The sequence below is a fragment of the Streptomyces sp. NPDC089424 genome (assembly GCF_044749345.1).
GTDB lineage: Bacteria > Actinomycetota > Actinomycetes > Streptomycetales > Streptomycetaceae > Streptomyces.
Genome location: NZ_JBIVHU010000007.1, coordinates 384,809 through 402,445, shown reverse-complemented (window position 1 = coordinate 402,445; position 17,637 = coordinate 384,809). Strand labels below are relative to the sequence as shown.

Sequence of the window (17,637 nt, the reverse complement as noted above, 5' to 3'; positions counted from 1 at the left end):
ACCCCCCACCGCGCGCCGCTCCGGCACAGCGCCACGGCCCCTGAGCCCTCCCCTGGGTCCGCTGTGGCGATGGTCCGGTGCGGATGAGATGTAAGACGGTATTGACGAATCACTCCTTATGGCAAGACCTGCGACCTCCCCTCGCTTTTTGGCTGGTATGGCCGTTACCGGTCACCTGAGCGGATCTTGCCCATTTTCTTCAGCAGTCTGTCCGCCGGTTCGAACAACTCCGGTCTCGCGACCACGGCATTGCGCAGTGCGCGCACCGGCGCACGCCGGGCGCGATACCCGAACGCCACGGGGTGACGTCGCGTCACCCATCCTTCGGACACGAGAATTTCCCGTGTCTTCAGGGAATCCTTGTATTCCTTCGGTCCCCGCCCGAGATCGAGATGGGCGATCCCGTCAGCGGCGGCCCCTTCGGCCATCCGCAGATGCAGCACGAGGCCGGGGGAGTATTTCGCGTACGCCGGGTCGTACGCCGGGAACCAGCAGGCGAGCACGCGTTCGGTCCGCAGCCCGAAATGCGCGGCGATCGGCCTGCCGCCCGCGTACAGCACCGACAGGATTCCCGCGAATTGATCCGAACGGGTGTGGAACAACCGCTCCACGAGCCGAGTGATCCACTCGTGCGCGAAACGGTCGCTGCGCCCGGTCCTGCGGTACTGCGCGGACTTCCACCCCATCAGCGTGCGCAGCACGGCGGGGTCCCGTTCGTCGTGGACGTAGACGACCTCCCCGGCGTCCCGGCCGAGCTTGCGCTCCTTGGCGAGGGTGGACCTGGTGAACTTCGGCGACCGGTCGCGCAGTCCGGCCAGATACGCGTCGTAGCCCTGGTCGACGTCGATGACCGGGGACGGGAAGGTGCCGGAGGCGTGCGCCTCGAACGGCCGCTGGCCCTCCACCAGATGGTCGAACTCCCAGACGGCGAGCCCGCAGGCCCGCAGCAGCTCCCGGGCGTCCCAGGTGAACCCGGGGCGGTGCACCACGCCCTGGGCGTCGGAGACGCCGAGCCCGACGGCCCGGCCGACTCCGGTGGCCGTTCTCTGGAAGGGGAGGAACGCGGCGGGCTCGCCGTCCTCGCGGGCCACCGCGATCCGTACGCCTCGTCTGCACCGCCCCACGGCCAGCGCGAACTCCGGGGACAGGAACGGGTTGGCCAGGTCGGGCGCGCCGTGCAGATGGGCCTTGGCCTGCAGCGCCGTCCAGGCCGTCCGGTCGGCGGCGGTCAGCTCGCCCGGACGGTACACACGGATGTCCACGTCACCAGCCCTGTCTTTCCTCGGTGCGGCCGCCGAGGCGCCGGACCAGAACCAGCAGGAGAGTGAGGGCGCTGAGGACGGTCACGGCCACGACACCGCCGCGTACCGACCACAGGTGCAGGGCCAGCATGCCCTGGGCCACCAGCATGTCCACGGCGATGGCGCCCGCCAGTGCCGCGATGGCGCGGCCGAGCGGATCGAGCCCGTCGAGCGCCGCGGCGATGGCCGTGGCCGGCGCGGCCAGCAGGAAGAAGAGCGTGAACGGACCGCGCAGTGGCGAGTCCGACTCGATGAGCGCGAGTGCCGCGCCGATCCCGCCGACGGCGGTCGCGGCGCCGGCGAGCGCCAGGACCAGGTCCCTCCGCGCACCGGGCCGAGTCCGCTCGACGCCGTCGGAAGGGTCTGATGCATCAGTCTTCGCACGGATGGTCTGCATTGGCGACTTTGCCCCCCGAAGCGCCGGATGCCGGGCTTCAATGTCGCGCAGCCCTCGGGGGGCCGTCAAGACGCGGAATGCGCTTTCGACGTTCTGACATGGACACAGTTTTGGCATGGACACTTCCATTCAACACGCGTAGTTGGTACCACGGTTGAGGCAGAGATCCTGCTAAAGGGAGGTTCCATGAGACGTTCCCGACTTGTCGTTCTCCTCGGCTCACTCCTCCTCGCCGTCACGGCCGCCTTCACCGGCGCGGCCACGGCGCAGGCGTCGGAAGCCGCCGCCACCAGCTATGTGGCGCTCGGCGACTCCTACTCCTCCGGCGTCGGCGCGGGCAGCTACATCAGCTCCAGCGGCGACTGCAAGCGCAGCACGCGGGCGTACCCCTACCTCTGGGCCGCCGCCAACTCACCCTCCACGTTCCACTTCACGGCCTGCTCCGGCGCCCGAACGGATGAAGTTCTCGCCGGTCAACTGGCGCCCGTCAACGCCACCACCGGCCTCGTCTCGATCACCGTCGGCGGCAACGACGCCGGCTTCGCCGACGTCATGACGACGTGTGTGCTCCAGTCCGACAGCGCCTGCATCTCCCGCATCAACACCGCGCGTGCGTACGTCGACACCACGCTCCCCGGCAAGCTCGACAACGTCTACGCGACGATCCGCAGCCGCGCCCCCTCCGCCCATGTCGTCGTCGTCGGCTACCCCCGCTTCTACAAGCTCGGCCAGGCCTGCCTCGGTCTGTCCGAGACCAAGCGCAGGGCCATCAACGACGCCTCCGACCTCCTGAACACCGCCATCGAGAAGCGCGCCCTGAACCACGGCTTCACCTTCGCCGACGTCCGCACCACCTTCACCGGCCACGAGATCTGCTCCGGCTCCTCCTGGCTGCACAGCGTCAACTGGCTCAACATCGGCGACTCGTACCACCCGACCGCGAACGGTCAGTCCGGCGGCTATCTGCCGGTGTTCGACAACGCCGCCTGATCCCTCAGGAAGAGGACGGCGAAACAGGTGAGGAGGAGGCCCCGCCCGTCGGGGTCTCCGTCACACAGGTCACCGAGAAGCCCACCGCGTCGGACGTGACCCGTGCCGGCTCGCGGACCTCCACGCCGAGCGCGTTCTCGTACGTCCCGCTCTCCTCGTACGTCGTCACGATCACCCGGTCCTGCCGGGTCCGTTCCCCGCCCTCCGGGAAGGACAGCGTCCGCCAGCCCGGGTCGGTCACCTTGCCGTCCCGGGTCACCCACCGGTACTTCACCTCGGCCGGGAGCCTGCCCACGGTGAAGGTCGCCGTGAACGCGGGCGCCCGGTCGCCCGGCGGCGGGCACGGTCCCGAGTAGTGGGTGCGGGTGCCGGCGACGGCGACGGTCACCGTCTGGGGCGGGGGAGTGGACGAGGCGCTGCCGCTCGGCGTGGGGCCGGCGGCCTCGGAGGTGCCGGTCTCCTCCTCGGGGCTCGACACGGTCGGTCCCGCCGTCTGCGGGGCGGACGTGCCGGTGCCCCCCGCCGTCCCGTCGCCGCCGCCGCCGTCACCGTCGTCGTTCAGGAGGGCGTACGTCAGCCCGCCGACGGCCAGCGCGAGCGCCACGACGCCCGCCACCAGCGCGGCGACGGCGCGCCGGTCGCGCCGCGGCGGCTCGGCGGTCGTCGTGGTGGACGCCGGGACCGGTCGCGGCGGGCCGGGGGAGCGCGGCTGCTGATGCCCGGCGACCGTGGGCGGGTACGGGGTGTACGGCACCGTCGGCGCGGTCTCCGCGCGCGGGGTGCCCCCGGCGGCGGCCAACCGCAGGTCCTGCTCGGCACGTTCGGCCGACACCCGCTCGGCCGGATCCTTGCGCAGCAGCCCTTCGACGACCGGGGTCAGCGGGCCGGCCCGGTGCGGCGTCGGCAACTCCTCGTCCACGATGGCGCGCAGGGTGCTCAGCGGGGTGTCGTGCCGGAACGGCGAATGACCCTCGACCGCCGCGTACAGCAGCACCCCCAGCGACCACAGGTCGGACTCCGGCCCCGGGGTGCGGCCGAGCGCCCGCTCCGGCGCGAGGAACTCGGGCGAGCCGACGACCTCGCCGGTCATGGTCAGCGCGGAGCTGCCCTCGACCGTGGCGATGCCGAAGTCCGTGAGGACGACCCGGCCGTCGTTCGACAGCAGGACGTTGGCGGGCTTCACGTCCCGGTGCAGCACCCCGGCCTCGTGCGCGGCGCGCAGCGCCGACAGCACCTCGGCGCCGATCTGCGCCGCGCGCCGTGGCGGCAGCGGGCCCTCGGCGTCCAGCAGGTCCGCGAGCGAGATGCCGCGGACCAGCTCCATCACGATCCAGGGCCGGCCCTCCTCCATGGCCACGTCGTAGACCGTCACGACATTGCGGTCGGAGACCCGCGCCGTCGCCCAGGCCTCGCGCTCCAGCCGGGCGTACATCCGCTCCACGTCGGAGGACGGCAGCCCGGCCGGGGCGCGTACCTCCTTGACGGCGACCTCGCGGTTGAGCACCTCGTCGCGGGCGCGCCACACGGTGCCCATGCCGCCCTCCCCGAGCGGGGACAGCAGGCGGTACCGGCCGGCGATCACGCGTTCACTGCCCGGTTGCACGGACACGGGCGCCCCCATTCGCAGCCGCGAGTGATGCGTCGTCTGATTTCTCCCCAAAAGTAGCTCACCCGAATGCCGTTGCCGCCCCCCTGAGCACCAATCCGGCGCCCAGGGCCACCACGACGAAGGCGGAACCCACCGGTGCGCTGCGGCGGACCAGCGCGGCCAGGGGGTTGGCGGACCAGCGCGGCCGCCGGGCCAGCGCACGGGTCACACCCGCACCGAACCTCACCACCGCGAAACCGGCGGCGGTCAGGGTGAGCGCCAGGCCGGCGCCGTAGGCGACGACGAGCAAGAGTCCGAACCAGGCGTGCCCGAGGGCGGCGGCGCCCACGAGCACGACGACCGCGGAGGGGCTCGGGACCATGCCGCCGGCGAAGCCCATGAGGATCGTGCCGCGCAGGGTCGGGGCGACGGGGTGCGAGTGGGTGTGGCCTCCGTGGGTGTGGGTGTGGGTGTGGGGGTGCGGGTGCGGGTGCGGGTGGTCGTGTCCCGCCGGGGCGTGCGGGTGGTCGCCGTGGTGGTGAGCGTGGTCCCGGTGGTCGGCCGCGCGGGTGTGCTCGTGGCCGTCGTGGGTGTGCTCCGCGCCGTGCTCGTGCTCGGGTGCGGGGGCCCGCCGGTTCCGGATCGCCCTGCGGACCAGACCCGCTCCCGCCAGCGTCACCAGGACGCCGCTGGCGATGCCGAGCCAGGCGACCACCGAGGGCGCCGCCGCGGAGCCGCCCGTGACCAGGAGGCCGAGGGCGACCACGCCGAGGGTGTGGGTGACCGTGACGGAGGCGGCCAGGGGCAGCACGTCCTTCATACGGGCCCGGCCGCCGTGTGCCGCCGCGGTGGCGGCCATCAGCGTCTTGCCGTGCCCGGGCGCGAGGGCGTGCAGGGCGCCCAGGCCGGTCGCGACGAGCAGCGCGAGTGCGGCGAAGCCCGCGTCGAGGTCCTGGCGGGCGACCAGCGAGTCCAGGGCCCTGGTCCAGCGGTCGACGCCGCGTGGCAGGACGGACGCGGCGGGCGCGTCGTCCCGCCCCTCCGCCAGGGCCGGGCCGCCGGGCCTCACCCGCAGGGCGGCCGCACCCGTGTCGGCCGGGGACGACAGCAACTCCTGCGGGTAGGACGTCAGCTCCCTCGACACCGACTCCCGAGGCACGTCCGACGCGGAGAGCGTCATACGGTCCCCGCGTGCGGTGATCTCCCGCCAGCCGGGCCCCGATCCGGCCCCGGCGCCGCGGAACCCGACAGCGGCCGGGGCGTCCTCGGGAAGGGGCGCCGAGAGCCCGCACTCCAGCCGGAGGGTGTCGAGCCCCGCCTGCCCGGGCCGCACCTGTGCGTGGCCGGTGGTGACCCGGAGGGGGACCGCGCGCCCGTCGACGGTGACCTCGCTGTCCCGGGCGGCGGCGGCGCACCGCCGCTCGGCCCACCCGCGCAGACCGAGGCGTTCGACGTCGGGAGCGGCCTGGGTCGCGGGGATCTCGGCGAGGTCCTCCACGTGGGCGACGCGGAGTTCGCCGGGGGCGACGACCAGGCCGTCGTAGCGGTTGACCGTGAAGTTGCCGAGCGGGTGCGCGGACGCGGCGCCGGCGGGGAGCAGCAGCAGGACGCCGGCGGCGGCCAGGACGGCGAGCGGACGAGAGAGCTTCACCCGGCCGCCTCCAGGGACTTCAGGGCCGTACGGGCCTCGCGGGCGCCCAGCGGTGAGAAGCCGGGGTTCAGCCTCAGGGCCGCCGTCAGGGAGGCGCGGGCCTCCTCCGGGCGGCCCGTGGCCAGCTCGATCATGCCTCGGTGGTACAGGAAGGCGGCGTCGCGGTAACCGGCGGCGGTGGCCCGGCGGGCGTACGGCAGGGCCTCCTCGTCACGGCCGTTGACGTGCAGCGCCCAGGCGAGGGCGTCCGCGGTGTGCACGGTCCGGCGCCGGTCCCACTCGGCGCGGGCGGCCTTCAGGGCGAGCCCCGTGTCACCGTGGTCGGCGGCGGCCAGCGCCGTGTCGAGATCGGCGTTGACGCCGCCCGCGCGCGCGAGGGCGGTCCAGGCGTGGACGAGGGCGTACTGCTCACGGGCCTTGGCGCGCTCGCCGCCCGCCTCGTACAGCTCGCCGAGAGCCACGAGCGCTCCGGGCAGCGGGGCACGCGCGACGACCGCCTCCATGCCCCGCACGGCCGCGGCACGGTCGCCGCCCGCCGCCTGTGCGCGGGCCCGCCCCTCCAGGGCGGGGAGGTAGCCGTCGTCGGCGGCGAGGGCGCGGGCGTAGTGGCGCAGGGCGCCGGCGTGGTCGCCCTGGTTCCAGGCGAGCCGGCCGAGCGCGGTGGCCACGTAGGCGGTGTCGGCGGGTGTCGCGGCGGCGGCGAGGGCCTGTTCCAGGACCCGGCGGGCGGTGCGGATGTCGCCGCGCAGCTCGCGCACGTAGGCGTACCGCGTGAAGACGGGGATGCCCGGCCGCCGGGCGTCGGCGGTGCGGGCGGCCTGCGCCGCCTCCTCGTACCGGCCCAGTTCGAGCAGTGCGTCGACGCGGCTGCACAGGGCGCGTTCGTTGTAGGGGTTTTGCTCCAGGGCCCGCTCGGCGTGGTCCAGGGCGCCGGTGAAGTCGTGGCGGGCGGCGGCGAGGGCGGCACGGCCGGCCAGCGCCTGGTCGTTGCCGGGGCGCAGGCCGAGCGAGCGGTCCAGCGCCTTGTCGGCCTGCGGGTAGCGCGAGGGGTCGCCGTCGACCCTGGCCTGCTCGACGTAGCCGAGCCCGAGGGTCGCCCAGGCGCCGAAGTCGCGGGGCTGGTCCCTGAGATGGGCCTGAAGTCCGGTGACGGTCGCGTCGAGGTCGCCGCCACCGAGCAGTGCGGCGGGGGAGACCCCGCTGCCCGTTCTCGACAGGGCCGGTTCGTCGGCGGCGCGGGTGTGGCCGATCGCGATGGACGCTCCGGTGAGCGCCACGGCCAGCAGGACTACGCACCCGGCGAGCCGGGCCCGCCGCCGCCCGGCCGCCGCGACCCGCCGCACCGCGACGACCCGCGGGTCGTCGCCCGCCGCGGAGGGCCCACCGCCGGATGCGGTCCCGCCGGGCGGGGTGTTGGGGGACGGGGTGGCGTCGGATTCGGTGTCGTCGGATGGGGCGGCGTGGGTCCGGGTCGTGTCAGCCGGGGTGCCGTCGGATGGGGTCTGGTCGGTCGGGGCGGTGCGGGTCCGGGTGTCCTCGGCCGGGGTGACGTCGGATCGGGTGTCGCCGACCGGGGTGACGTCGGACGGGGAGTCGTCGGATGCGGTCTTGCTGGAGGGGGTGCCCCCGGCCGGGACGCTGCCCGGCGGGACGTCGTCGGACTGGTTGTCGTCGCGCGGCGTGCCGCCAACCGGCGTGCTGCCCGGCGGGATCTCGCCGGCCCGGGTGCCGTCGGGACAGGCGGCGTCGGACAGGCCCGGGGTGTCGGACGGGGCCGGGGTGTCGGACAGGCCCGGAACGTCGGACGTCTCCGGGGCGTCGGACAGGCCCGAGGTGTCGGACAGGGCCGGGGTGTGGGACGGGGCCGGGGTGTGGGACGGGGCCGGGGGGGTGGGCTTCTCGGGGGGCGGGCCGGGGGCGGTCTCGGCGGGCGGCTCTTCGTCGGTGGGGCGCGGGACCATGCCTCTCCTCGGGTGCGGGCGGGTCGTGGGACGTCTGCGGGGAGGCGCGGCCCGCGCCGTGGGGTGCGGGCCGCGCCGTTCGGTGGGGCGTCAGTACGCGCGGCCCCGCATCCGGCGCCACCACAGCAGGGCGGCGCCGATCAGCAGGATTCCGCCGGCGCCCGCGCCCGCGGAGGCGGCGATCAGGGTCGTGTCGTCCGAGCCGGCGGGCTGGAGCGCGTCACCGATCTGGCTGCGCACGTCGTTGCCGCCCGAGGTGCCCTTGGCGAGCGGGCCACGCGAGCCCTCCGTCGGCAGGGCCACGTACGGGAAGGCCTTCTCGAACTCCTTGTCGTTCTTGTCCACGGCGTCGCCCAGATCGTTCTTGGCACCGAGCAGTTCACCCTCGACGACCTGGAGGGAGGCGTCGATCACGTCGTCCGTGAGACGGCGGCCGTTGGGGAAGCCCGCGTTGTCGCCGTCCAGCACGCCGAGCCGCTTCGGTGCGGCGGTGGGCTTGACGGACGTGTTCAGGCGCAGCATCTCGGACGGCGTCACATGGGGCGGCTGGTTGAGGTCCTTCACACCCTTGAGGAAGACGTCCACCAGGTCGTCGCGCGGCTCGGCGGGCGCCGGGATCTTGTAGATCGCCTCGATCAGCTTGGGCAGTTCGGGCTGGGTGACGTTCTCCAGGAACTGGGCGTCGTCCCAGGGACCGGACGCGTTGAAGGTGTCCTTGTCCTCGATCGGGTTGACGACCTCGTTGACCAGCGGGTTGCCGAGGCGCGAGACCTGCCGGAAGTGCCCTTGGGCGTTCTTGCGCTGGGTCGTCGACCAGATACCGACGACGGGCTGCCGGGCGGACTCCTGGATCAGGTGGTTGGGCACCTGGAGGGCGATGGAGTTGACGTTGTAGCCCTTGAGCGTGTCGTTGCCGACCTCGGAGAGGTCCCCGCCGTAGAGCAGGTCGAAGACCCGCAGGTCGAGGAAGAACGGATCGTCGGCCTGACCGGCGAACGTCGTGGAGCCGCCCGCGAGTTCGTGCACCGCCGCCTTGCGCAGCCCCGCGTAGTCGGGCATGGACGCCTTGCCGACGTTCGACGGCGCGACCGGGACGTCGTCCGCGATCTTCGTGCGGGACAGCAGCCGCTGCTTCTTCAGCCGCAGCAGCTCGACGTCGTAGGTCTGCGTGACGTTGAGGTCCTTGTCGTCCAGGGTCTCGACGGGACCGGTGTTGTAGAGGAACGTCTTCTTGTTCTTGACGTGCGTGCGGAAGGTGTAGCGGAACAGCAGCTCGCCCTGTCCGTCACCGTCGTTGTCGACGTGCAGGTCGTACTGGGCGTCCTCGGCGAACGTGAAGAAGTTCGGTCCGCCGGCCGGCTCCTCGAACGGGATCCAGTTCGCGATGATCGTCGTGGTGTCCGGCTTGTCCGGGCTCACGAACGCGTACACGTCGGTGTTGTCGTACTGCGGGGTCCCCGATATGAGCGGGGCCTCGCGGTGACTGGAGGCGGCGGCCGCCCCCGGTTCCAGCGTGGTCACGCCGGCGGCCGCGAGCCCCCCGGCGGCCAGCGCACCACAGACGAGGGTGGCGACGCTCCGGAGTCCCGCGCCGCGCTTGGAGATTGCTGTCATGCCGTCCGTCCTCCGTGCCGACTTGCCTGATGCCGGGGATTCGGGACCGGGGGTGGACCGGATTGGTCGGACGCGAAATTCTTTTCCCGGCCGCCCGACCCGCGTTTTCCGCGCGCTGATCCGTAACCCCATCCGGAGGTGCGTGCGTTGCGAATGTCTGGTGTGACGGGGCGGCCGGGGTGCGGTCACGGAGGCCGCGGAAAGGGGGAGCGCGTGGAGGCGGACAGACTGCTGATCCGCGTCGCGGGCGGGGACCAGGTGGCGTTCGAGGAGCTCTACGCACTGGTGTCCGGGCCCGTGTTCGGGCTGGTCAGGCGAGTGGTGCGGGACGCGGCACAGTCCGAGGAGGTGGCCCAGGAGGTCCTGCTCGAACTGTGGCGGTCCGCCGCACGCTTCGACCCCGCCCGCGGCAGTGCCCTGTCCTGGATCCTCACGCTCGCCCACCGCCGTGCCGTGGACCGGGTGCGCAGCGCCCGCGCGGCCGGCGAACGGGAGCAGCGCGAGGCGATGCGCTCCGGGACGCCCCCCTTCGACCAGGTCGCCGAGGAGGTGGAGGCGGGGCTCGAACGCGAGTGGGTGCGCCGGTGCCTGAACCGGCTCACCGCGCTCCAGCGGGAGTCCGTCACCCTCGCCTACTACGACGGCTACACCTACCGTGAAGTGGCGCAACGGCTCTCGTTGCCGCTCGGCACGGTCAAGACCCGGATGCGCGACGGACTGACCCGGCTGCGCGAGTGCCTCGGAGGAGTCGCGTGAGCTTTCTGAACCGTCCGCTCCCCGAGGGCCGAGGGGGTACGGCATGAGCCTGCTCGACCGGCTGCGCGGCCGCGCCGACCTGCACGGCCTCGCCGCGCCGTACGCGCTCGACGCCCTGGAACCGGACGAACGCGCGCGCTTCGAGAAGCACCTCGCGTCCTGCGAGCGCTGTGCGCGCGAGGTTCGGGAGCTGTCCGAGGACGCGGTGCGGCTCGCCTGGTCCACGGCCGCCCCCGCTCCGGCGGCACTGCGCGAGCGGGTGCTGGCCGCCGTGCGCACGACCCCGCAGGAGCCGCCCCGCGCGCGCGAGGCCGTGCTGCCTCCGCACGTGTGGGGCGCGCAGCCGCCACCGGCACGCGCCCGCGCGCCCCGGACGCGCCCCCTGTTCGTCCCCTTCGCCACCGCGACCGCCGCCGCCGCGCTGGTCGTCGCCGCGCTGTTCGCCGTCCAGGCGAACCGGACCGGTGAGCAACTGGCCGCCGAGCGGGACAGATCACGTGAGATCGCCCACGTCCTGGCCGCTCCGGACGCCCGTGCGGCCACCGGACGGGATGCCGAGGGACGAACGATCGGAGTGATCGCCTCCGCATCGGAGGGGCGCGCGGTCGTCACCCTGAACGGGTACGACACCCTGCCGGACGACCGCGTGCATCAACTGTGGGTCATGCGCCCCCAGGCGCCACCACGCTCCCTCGGTCTCCTGGACGGCGACACGCCCTTCGTGGCGAACGGCCTGGACAGAGGGGCGACGTCACTCGCTGTGACCGTCGAGCCCGACGGGGGGTCGCTCCGGCCCACCACTCAGCCGGTTGTCCAACTCGCCCTGGAATCGGTTGGATTCGGAGGGTGATCGAAGAGGGATGGTCAACGCCCTTACGGGGAAGGTGAATCCTGTGACCGCGATACACGCGTGCCCCAAGGGGGAGATAGGGTTACCCTGCCCGGGCCGGGTGGACTCGTACGGGTGGGGAGTGACATGGAACAGATAACAGTGCGCAGCAGGGCAAGGGTCCCTGCGATCACCTGCGGGAGCAGCGCGACCAGTTCGCGCCTCGACCGCCATCTCTCGGTGCTGGCCGGCCCCGCCGTCCCGCAGCGTGAGGCGGCCGAGGCGACCTCGCTGATGCGTGAGATAACCGCACGTGACACCGCGCACGAGCGCAGCGACCGGGTGTCGCGGGTGCGTCGGGTCTCGCTCTTCGCCCCCCTGCGTCGCCTGCGCCGTTCGCTGTTCGGCGGCCACTGACCCGCACGGTCGTCCCCCGACGCATTCTTCGAGGGCCCGCGCTCAGGCGGCCACACCGTCCCGGCGCAGCGCTGCGATCTCGCCGTCCGTCATCCCCACGGCACGCAGCAAAGCTTCGGTGTGCTGTCCGAGCGCGGGTACGTCCCCGCTCCGCGCCGGCTCCCCACCCGGCCAGGTGATCGGGGGCAGCGGCGCCCTGAGCGGCCCGGCGGGCGAACCCACCTCCCGCCACCGCTCCCGGGCCGCCAGCTGCGGATGCTCCGCCACCTCCCGTACGTCCCGCAGCCGGGCGCACGCGATCCCCGCGGCCTCCAGCAGGTCCTGTGCCTGGTCGGCGGTCAGCGTCGCCAGGGCCCGCGCGACCTGCGCGTCCGTGCGTTCCCGGTGCGCCACCCGCGCCGCGTTCGTCGCGAACTCCGGATCGCTCCCCAACTCCGGTCGGCCGAGAACCTGTTCGGCGAGCCGCCGCCACTCCCGGTCGTTCTGCACCGACAGCAGCACCCGCCCGCCGTCCGCCGTGGCATAGGCGTCGTAGGGGGCGATGACGGCGTGCGCGAGACCCGTGCGCGCCGGTGGTGCGCCGTCGTGCATCGAATGGTGCAGCGGGTGCCCCATCCACTCGGTGAGCGCCTCCAGCATCGACACCTCCACCGGCCCGCCCCGCCCGGTGGTGCCGCGCCGCACCAGCGCCGCCAGCACGCCCGAGAAGGCGTACATGGCCGCCGCGATGTCCGCCGCCGGGATCCCCGCCTTGACGGGCTGCCCGGGCGTCCCCGTCACGGACACCAGCCCGGCCTCGCACTGCACGAGCATGTCGTACGCCCGTTTGTCCGCGTACGGCCCCGACGCCCCGTATCCGGAGATGTCCACGGCGATCAGCCGCGGGTGCGCGGCGCACAAGGTGGCCGCGTCGAGCCCGAGGCGCGCCGCCGCTCCGTGCGCGAGGTTCTGCACGAACACGTCCGCCTCCGCCACCAGCCGCCGTACGGCGTCCAGTCCGCGCGGGTCCTTCAGGTCCAGCGCGATGGACTCCTTGCCGTGGTTGCACCAGACGAAGTGGGAGGCGAGGCCGCGAGCCGCGGTGTCGTAGCCGCGGGCGAAGTCGCCGCCGTCGACCCGTTCGACCTTGACGACCCGGGCACCGAGGTCGGCGAGCTGCCGGGTGGCGAAGGGTGCGGCGACCGCCTGCTCGACGGCGACGACGGTGATGCCCTCCAGGGGCAGGGGGAGACGGTCCATGAGGTGGATCATGTCCCGGACGCACCCCTCCTGTCAGCGGGCGCCGGCCTTCTCACCGCGCTGGGGCCTGTCTGACAATTCCCGTCTGCCGGACGGCGCCATGCACGCACTCTCGGCGCACCGAGAGCACGCGCCTGACGCCGTCCGGCCGGCCTCCGGGCGACGACGCGAATTGTCAGACCGGCCCTAGAGCAGGGCGAACTGGCCCTCCGGACCCTCCTCGTGGTGGTCCAGGACCGAGGCGGGACGGCGGGCCGGGGCCGGGACCGGCAGGACGCCCGCGTTGTGCAGCTCGGTCGCGGTGAGGGTCGACTCCGTCTCCAGGGAGGGCAGTTCGGCCAGCAGGGTGAGGACCGTGATCAGCTCCAGCAGCTTTGAGGTCCACGTCTGGGGCCAGGTCGCCGGGCGGATCGCGAGGAGGGTGCCGGGCTCGCCCTCGGCCGTCCGGGCCGCGAACCACTGCTCCAGGACGCGGACCCCGCCCGCCTCGAAGTCCCAGGCCTCGGACGGCACGGGGGAGACGCGGCCCTCGTCCAGGTACAGGGCCTCCTCGTCGCGGTCGTAGTGGAGCGCGCGCGGCCGAGCGGGCAGCGGGGCGCGGACGTAGGGGCGGCGGCCGCCGGGCAGTTTGGGGCGGTCGCCGTCGCGGCGCAGCAGCCAGAGCATGCGGCGGCCCCTCGCCACGCCCCGCGACCAGAGCGCGGGGTCCGTGGTGAGGGGGACCGTGAGGTCCGCCCGTACCGCGCCCAGGATCCACGCCAGGACGTCGACCGGGTCGGGGGCCTCGCCGAGGCGGACGGCCAGATGCTCCAGCAGGCCCGGGGCCAGGTTCGGCTCGGCGCCGCCGGGGCGGCGGTACAGGGGCCGTACCCGGCCGGGGCGGAGCAGCGGGAGCAAGGAGGTGGCCAGCAGGTGGGGGGCGCCCTCGGGGTTCTCGACCACGAAGACCTGCCGCTCGTCGGCCACCCGCCACAACTCCGGCCGGGCCACGTCGATCAGCCGGTGGTCCGGGATGAGCCACTGCTCGTCGAAGGGCGCCGGCAGCACCCGCACCGGCTCCGGGCAGGGCCCCTGGGCGCGCAGCAGCCTCTCCGTGCCGGTGGGGCGGCCCGGCAGCTGCCCGACCGCCGAGTGCAGGGTGCGGGAGCGCGACGGCTGGAAGAGGGCCTCGCGGTCGGCGCCCTCGGCTTTCATCAGGGCGTCCCAGCGTGCCGTCAGTGAGGACGGGTCGGGGGCCGTCGGCCACCCCCGGCCGATGCGCGGCGGTGCGACGGACCACGGCATGAGGTCCGCGAGCAGCGGAGCGTCGTCGTGCGTCACGCTGGGCATCGTACGTCGGCCCCCCGGCGCATGGGTCAGGTGGCGTCCAGCGTCACCGTGAAGGAGAAGCGGTCGCCCCGGTAGTGGATGACGGCGACGTCCAGCACCCGCCCGTCCGCGTCGTACGTCACGCCGGTGTAGTGCAGGATCGGGCTGAGCAGCGGCACGTTGAGCAGCCGTGCCGTCTCGGGGTCCGCGAGCCGGGCCTCCACCGTGTCCGTGATGCGGCTGATGTCCGCCCCGACCACGTCCCGCAGCACCTTGGTCATCGGCCAGCGGCCCAGATCGTCCAGGTCGATCCGGGCGGCCACCTCGGGGCGGACGTAGTTGTGGGCGTGGTTGGTCGGCTCGCCCGTCTTCTCGTCGCTGCGCAGCCGGTGGTACGTCGCCACCTCGCCGAGGTCGGGGAAGTACTCGGCGAGTTCCGCGGGCACCGGCGTGCGGCCGTGGTCCAGCAACTCGGCGGTCATGCCGGACTGCTGGGCCACGATCGCGTCCACCGAGCCCAGCAGCCGCACCGGGGCGCCCCGCCGCGCGCTGGGCTCGATGAAGGTGCCGCGCCTGCGGTGCCGGCTGATCAGGCCCTCGTCCTCCAGTTCCTTCAGCGCCTGCCGCATGGTCAGCACGCTCACGCCGTAGTGCCCCGCGAGCTGCTCCTCGGTCGGCAGGCGCAGCGGATCCCGGGGCGAGCGGCCGAGTATCGAGGCGCGCAGCGACTGCGAGACCTGGTACCAGAGCGGCAGCTTGCGGTTCAGGACGATCGAGTCCGGGGCGAAGGAGGTCACGGGGCCATCCGTACCGGCAGGGTCCGGTCAGTGCAAGGGGCGGAAGTGCCGCTCCATGCCCTGCCACACGTCGTCGTAGCGCTGTTGCAGGTGGTCCGCGTGCTCCGCCTGCGGTGTCAGGGTCATCGGCCAGCGCGTCTCGAACATGAACGCCAGTCCGTCGTCGATCCGCTGGGGCCGCAGCTCGGCCGCGCTCGCCCGGTCGAACGTCTCCCGGTCCGGGCCGTGCGCCGACATCATGTTGTGCAGCGAGCCGCCGCCCGGCACGAAGCCCTCGGCCTTCGCGTCGTACGCGCCCTCGACGAGTCCCATGTACTCGCTCATCACGTTCCGGTGGAAGTACGGCGGCCGGAACGTGTCCTCACCCACCAGCCAGCGCGGCGCGAAGACCACGAAGTCGACGCCCGCGAGCCCGGGGGTGTCGGACGGCGAGGTGAGCACCGTGAAGATCGACGGGTCCGGGTGGTCGTAGGAGATGGTGCCGATCACATTGAAGCGGCGCAGGTCGTAGACGTAGGGCACATGGTTGCCGTGCCAGGCGACCACGTCGAGCGGCGAGTGGTCGTACGTCGCCGTCCAGAGGTTGCCGCAGAACTTGTTGACCACCTCCACCGGGCCCTCGACGTCCTCGTACGCGGCCACCGGCGCCCGGAAGTCCCGGGGGTTGGCGAGGCCGTTGGCGCCGATCGGGCCGAGGTCGGGAAGGCGGAAGGGGGCGCCGTAGTTCTCGCAGACGTAGCCGCGGGCGACGTCGTCGAGGAGCTCCACGCGGAAGCGGACCCCGCGCGGGATCAACGCGACATGGCCGGGCTCCACCGCCAGCAGCCCGAACTCCGTGCGCAGCAGCAGCCCGCCGCGCTCCGGCACGATCAGCAGCTCGCCGTCCGCGTCGCTGAGGACGCGGTCCATGTCGGCGGTGGCGTGGTAGAGGTGCACGGCCATGCCGGTGCGCTGGGTGACGTCGCCGTTGCCGCCGAGGGTCCACAGGCCCGCCAGGAAGTCGGTGCCGGGCGGCGGTTCGGGCAGCGGGTTCCAGCGCAGCCGGTTGGGGTCCGGGACGGTCTCGGTGAAGGGGGCCGAGCGCAGGCCGCCGTTGTCGGTGCGGGTGAACGCCGGGTGCGCGGCCGAGGGACGGATGCGGTAGAGCCACGAGCGGCGGTTGTGGGCGCGGGGCTCGGTGAACGCCGTGCCGCTGAGCTGCTCCGCGTACAGGCCGAGGGGGGCGCGCTGGGGTGAGTTGCGGCCCTCGGGCAGTGCGCCCGGAAGGGCCTGTGAGCTGTGCTCGTTGCCGAAGCCGGACAGGTGGCCCAGCCCTTCGGCGGTCTTCCGCGCTTCCCCACGCTCGAACACGCTCGCGCGGGAGGTACCCCCATCGCTCATGATCGCTGCTCCCTTGCACGCCGATTCCTATGGTTCACCGTAGGATTGCGGTTGCTCCGGCGCAAGGGGGACGTGCGCCCTCCTCTCGGCGGACGACGGAGGACGGCCGAGAACCAGACTCCAGGGGGATTCGGGGCGTCGTACCGGTGTTCTACGCTCGCCCGCATGTCGTGGACGCGCCGATCCCGTGCCGCGCTCGCGGTCTGTGCCCTGATGGTGGTCGCGGCCGCGGGCTGCGGCACGAGCGATGCCGGGGAGCCGAAGAACGGGGACTCGCCGCCGGCGGCGGGCCGGCTGCTCGACGACACCGACGAGGCCGGACGCCCCTACCGCGAGGTGCGCGCGCAGGACGCGCCCGAGATCGGCATAGAGGTGCAGCCCGACGCCTCCGGCGCCGGGTGGGACGTGCGTCTGCGCCTGCGCGACTTCGGCTTCTCGCCGGCCGGTACGGCGCCCCGGGCGGTCCCCGGCCGGGGCGTCGCGCGCCTCTTCGTGGACGGCCGCCCGGTGGCCGAACTGCGCGACCCCGAGCACCGGCTGGCCGCGACGCTCGTCCCGCGCGGCACGCACCAGGTGACCGCGCGGCTGTACGCCGACGACGGCACCGTGTGGGCGGTCGACGGCGAGCCCGTCGAGTGCACGGCCGACATCACCGCCTCGGGCAGCGAGCCGACGGCCACCACAGGTGCGCCGGGAGTGAACGGGCGGACCGGAGGCGGAGGTTCACCGGATCCCGGCGGAACGGCATCATGAAGCCCGTGCCCCAACCGACCACGCTCCGTCGTGCGCCCGTCCAGCGGCGCAGTGCCGAACGGCTGACCCGCATCCTCGACGCCTGCGCCGACCTCCTCGACGAGGTCGGCTACGACGACCTGAGCACCCGCGCCGTGGCCCAGCGGGCCGGCGTGCCCATCGGCTCCGTCTACCGCTTCTTCGGCAACAAGAGGCAGATGGCCCACGCGCTCGCCCAGCGCAACCTGGACCGTTACGCCGAGCGGGTCACCGCGCGCCTGGAGGGCGCGGAGAGGGGCGACTGGCGGGCCGCCATGGACGCCGTGCTGGACGAGTACCTCCTCATGAAGCGCACCGCGCCCGGCTTCTCCCTCGTGGACTTCGGCAACCAGATCCCGGTCGGCAGCCGCCAGACCGAGCCCAACCACCGTGTGGCGGACCGGCTCACCGAGCTCCTCGGCGGCCATCTCACCCGCGAACCGGACGCGGAACTGCGGCGCACCTTCCTGATCGCCGTGGAGACCGCGGACGCCCTGGTGCAACTGGCGTTCCGGGTGGATCCGGAGGGGGACGAGGACATCGTCGCGGAGATGCGGGCGATGCTGCGGGCCTACCTGGGAGGGGTGCTGGACTGACGGCTCCCGCACAAGGGCTCTCGTAGAGGGGGTCCCCGACAT

Annotated in this window: 16 protein-coding genes; 6 read left to right on the top strand and 10 right to left on the bottom strand. The window is 73.4% G+C overall.

The annotated features are described in order from the left end of the window. Positions 1–164: 164 nt before the first annotated feature. Together ACIP2X_RS28870 and ACIP2X_RS28865 are read right to left on the bottom strand one after the other, a co-directional pair. The gene (locus ACIP2X_RS28870; RefSeq protein ID WP_401678118.1) at positions 165–1,262 is read right to left on the bottom strand and encodes a GNAT family N-acetyltransferase; all 1,098 of its coding nucleotides are present in this window, start codon (positions 1,260–1,262) and stop codon (positions 165–167) included. A gap of 1 nt (position 1,263) precedes the next feature. Further along, the gene (locus ACIP2X_RS28865; protein ID WP_401678115.1) at positions 1,264–1,698 is read right to left on the bottom strand and encodes a hypothetical protein; all 435 of its coding nucleotides are present in this window, start codon (positions 1,696–1,698) and stop codon (positions 1,264–1,266) included. 186 nt (positions 1,699–1,884) lie between these two features. On the opposite strand from ACIP2X_RS28865, the gene ACIP2X_RS28860 reads away from it, so the two are divergent. Next, positions 1,885–2,688 (top strand): SGNH/GDSL hydrolase family protein, encoded by an 804-nt coding sequence (locus tag ACIP2X_RS28860; protein WP_401678112.1) that lies wholly within the window; start codon positions 1,885–1,887, stop codon positions 2,686–2,688. Between the two features lie 4 nt (positions 2,689–2,692). Here ACIP2X_RS28860 and ACIP2X_RS28855 read toward each other — a convergent pair whose 3' ends face one another. The 4 genes from ACIP2X_RS28855 to ACIP2X_RS28840 form a co-directional block, all read right to left on the bottom strand. Then, the gene (locus ACIP2X_RS28855; protein WP_401678109.1) at positions 2,693–4,297 is read right to left on the bottom strand and encodes a serine/threonine-protein kinase; all 1,605 of its coding nucleotides are present in this window, start codon (positions 4,295–4,297) and stop codon (positions 2,693–2,695) included. Between the two features lie 58 nt (positions 4,298–4,355). Beyond that, positions 4,356–5,927, bottom strand: a complete 1,572-nt coding sequence (locus ACIP2X_RS28850) for a nickel transporter (RefSeq protein WP_401678106.1) — start codon at positions 5,925–5,927, stop codon at positions 4,356–4,358. Further along, on the bottom strand, positions 5,924–7,888 hold the full coding sequence (locus ACIP2X_RS28845) for a tetratricopeptide repeat protein (RefSeq protein ID WP_401678103.1): 1,965 nt from the start codon (positions 7,886–7,888) through the stop codon (positions 5,924–5,926). The genes ACIP2X_RS28850 and ACIP2X_RS28845 overlap by 4 nt, the downstream gene beginning before the upstream one ends. 90 nt (positions 7,889–7,978) lie before the next feature. Continuing rightward, a complete protein-coding gene (locus tag ACIP2X_RS28840) occupies positions 7,979–9,502 on the bottom strand; it encodes a DUF4331 domain-containing protein (RefSeq protein ID WP_401678102.1) in 1,524 nt (507 codons plus the stop codon). Between the two features lie 213 nt (positions 9,503–9,715). Here ACIP2X_RS28840 and ACIP2X_RS28835 point away from each other — a divergent pair, with 213 nt between their 5' ends. From ACIP2X_RS28835 to ACIP2X_RS28825, 3 genes are all read left to right on the top strand, one after another. Beyond that, complete coding sequence (locus tag ACIP2X_RS28835) at positions 9,716–10,258, top strand: sigma-70 family RNA polymerase sigma factor (RefSeq protein WP_401678099.1); 543 nt, start codon at positions 9,716–9,718, stop codon at positions 10,256–10,258. A gap of 43 nt (positions 10,259–10,301) precedes the next feature. Beyond that, positions 10,302–11,108: an anti-sigma factor domain-containing protein gene (locus ACIP2X_RS28830; protein ID WP_401678096.1), complete on the top strand. Its 807-nt coding sequence runs from the start codon at positions 10,302–10,304 to the stop codon at positions 11,106–11,108. A 126-nt stretch (positions 11,109–11,234) separates the two neighbouring features. Beyond that, positions 11,235–11,504 carry a hypothetical protein gene (locus ACIP2X_RS28825; RefSeq protein ID WP_401678093.1) on the top strand — a complete coding sequence of 90 codons (270 nt, stop codon included), beginning with the start codon at positions 11,235–11,237 and terminating at the stop codon, positions 11,502–11,504. Positions 11,505–11,546: 42 nt separating this feature from the next. On the opposite strand, the gene ACIP2X_RS28820 is transcribed toward ACIP2X_RS28825, so the two are convergent. The 4 genes from ACIP2X_RS28820 to hmgA all read right to left on the bottom strand — a co-directional run bounded on the left by ACIP2X_RS28820 (position 11,547) and on the right by hmgA (position 16,228). Then, positions 11,547–12,743, bottom strand: coding sequence for a CaiB/BaiF CoA transferase family protein (locus ACIP2X_RS28820; protein WP_401678090.1), 1,197 nt, complete (start codon positions 12,741–12,743; stop codon positions 11,547–11,549). A 186-nt stretch (positions 12,744–12,929) separates the two neighbouring features. Further along, entirely contained in the window at positions 12,930–14,072 is a 1,143-nt protein-coding gene (locus tag ACIP2X_RS28815) for a type ISP restriction/modification enzyme (protein ID WP_401678088.1), read from the bottom strand. A gap of 26 nt (positions 14,073–14,098) precedes the next feature. After that, a complete protein-coding gene (locus ACIP2X_RS28810) occupies positions 14,099–14,848 on the bottom strand; it encodes a GntR family transcriptional regulator (RefSeq protein WP_401678085.1) in 750 nt (249 codons plus the stop codon). Between the two features lie 27 nt (positions 14,849–14,875). Further along, positions 14,876–16,228, bottom strand: coding sequence for a homogentisate 1,2-dioxygenase (gene hmgA, locus ACIP2X_RS28805; RefSeq protein WP_401678082.1), 1,353 nt, complete (start codon positions 16,226–16,228; stop codon positions 14,876–14,878). Positions 16,229–16,393: 165 nt separating this feature from the next. Here hmgA and ACIP2X_RS28800 point away from each other — a divergent pair, with 165 nt between their 5' ends. After that, positions 16,394–16,981 (top strand): hypothetical protein, encoded by a 588-nt coding sequence (locus ACIP2X_RS28800; RefSeq protein WP_401678079.1) that lies wholly within the window; start codon positions 16,394–16,396, stop codon positions 16,979–16,981. Next, a complete protein-coding gene (locus tag ACIP2X_RS28795) occupies positions 16,978–17,595 on the top strand; it encodes a TetR family transcriptional regulator (RefSeq protein ID WP_401678076.1) in 618 nt (205 codons plus the stop codon). The genes ACIP2X_RS28800 and ACIP2X_RS28795 overlap by 4 nt, the downstream gene beginning before the upstream one ends. Positions 17,596–17,637 lie beyond the last annotated feature (42 nt).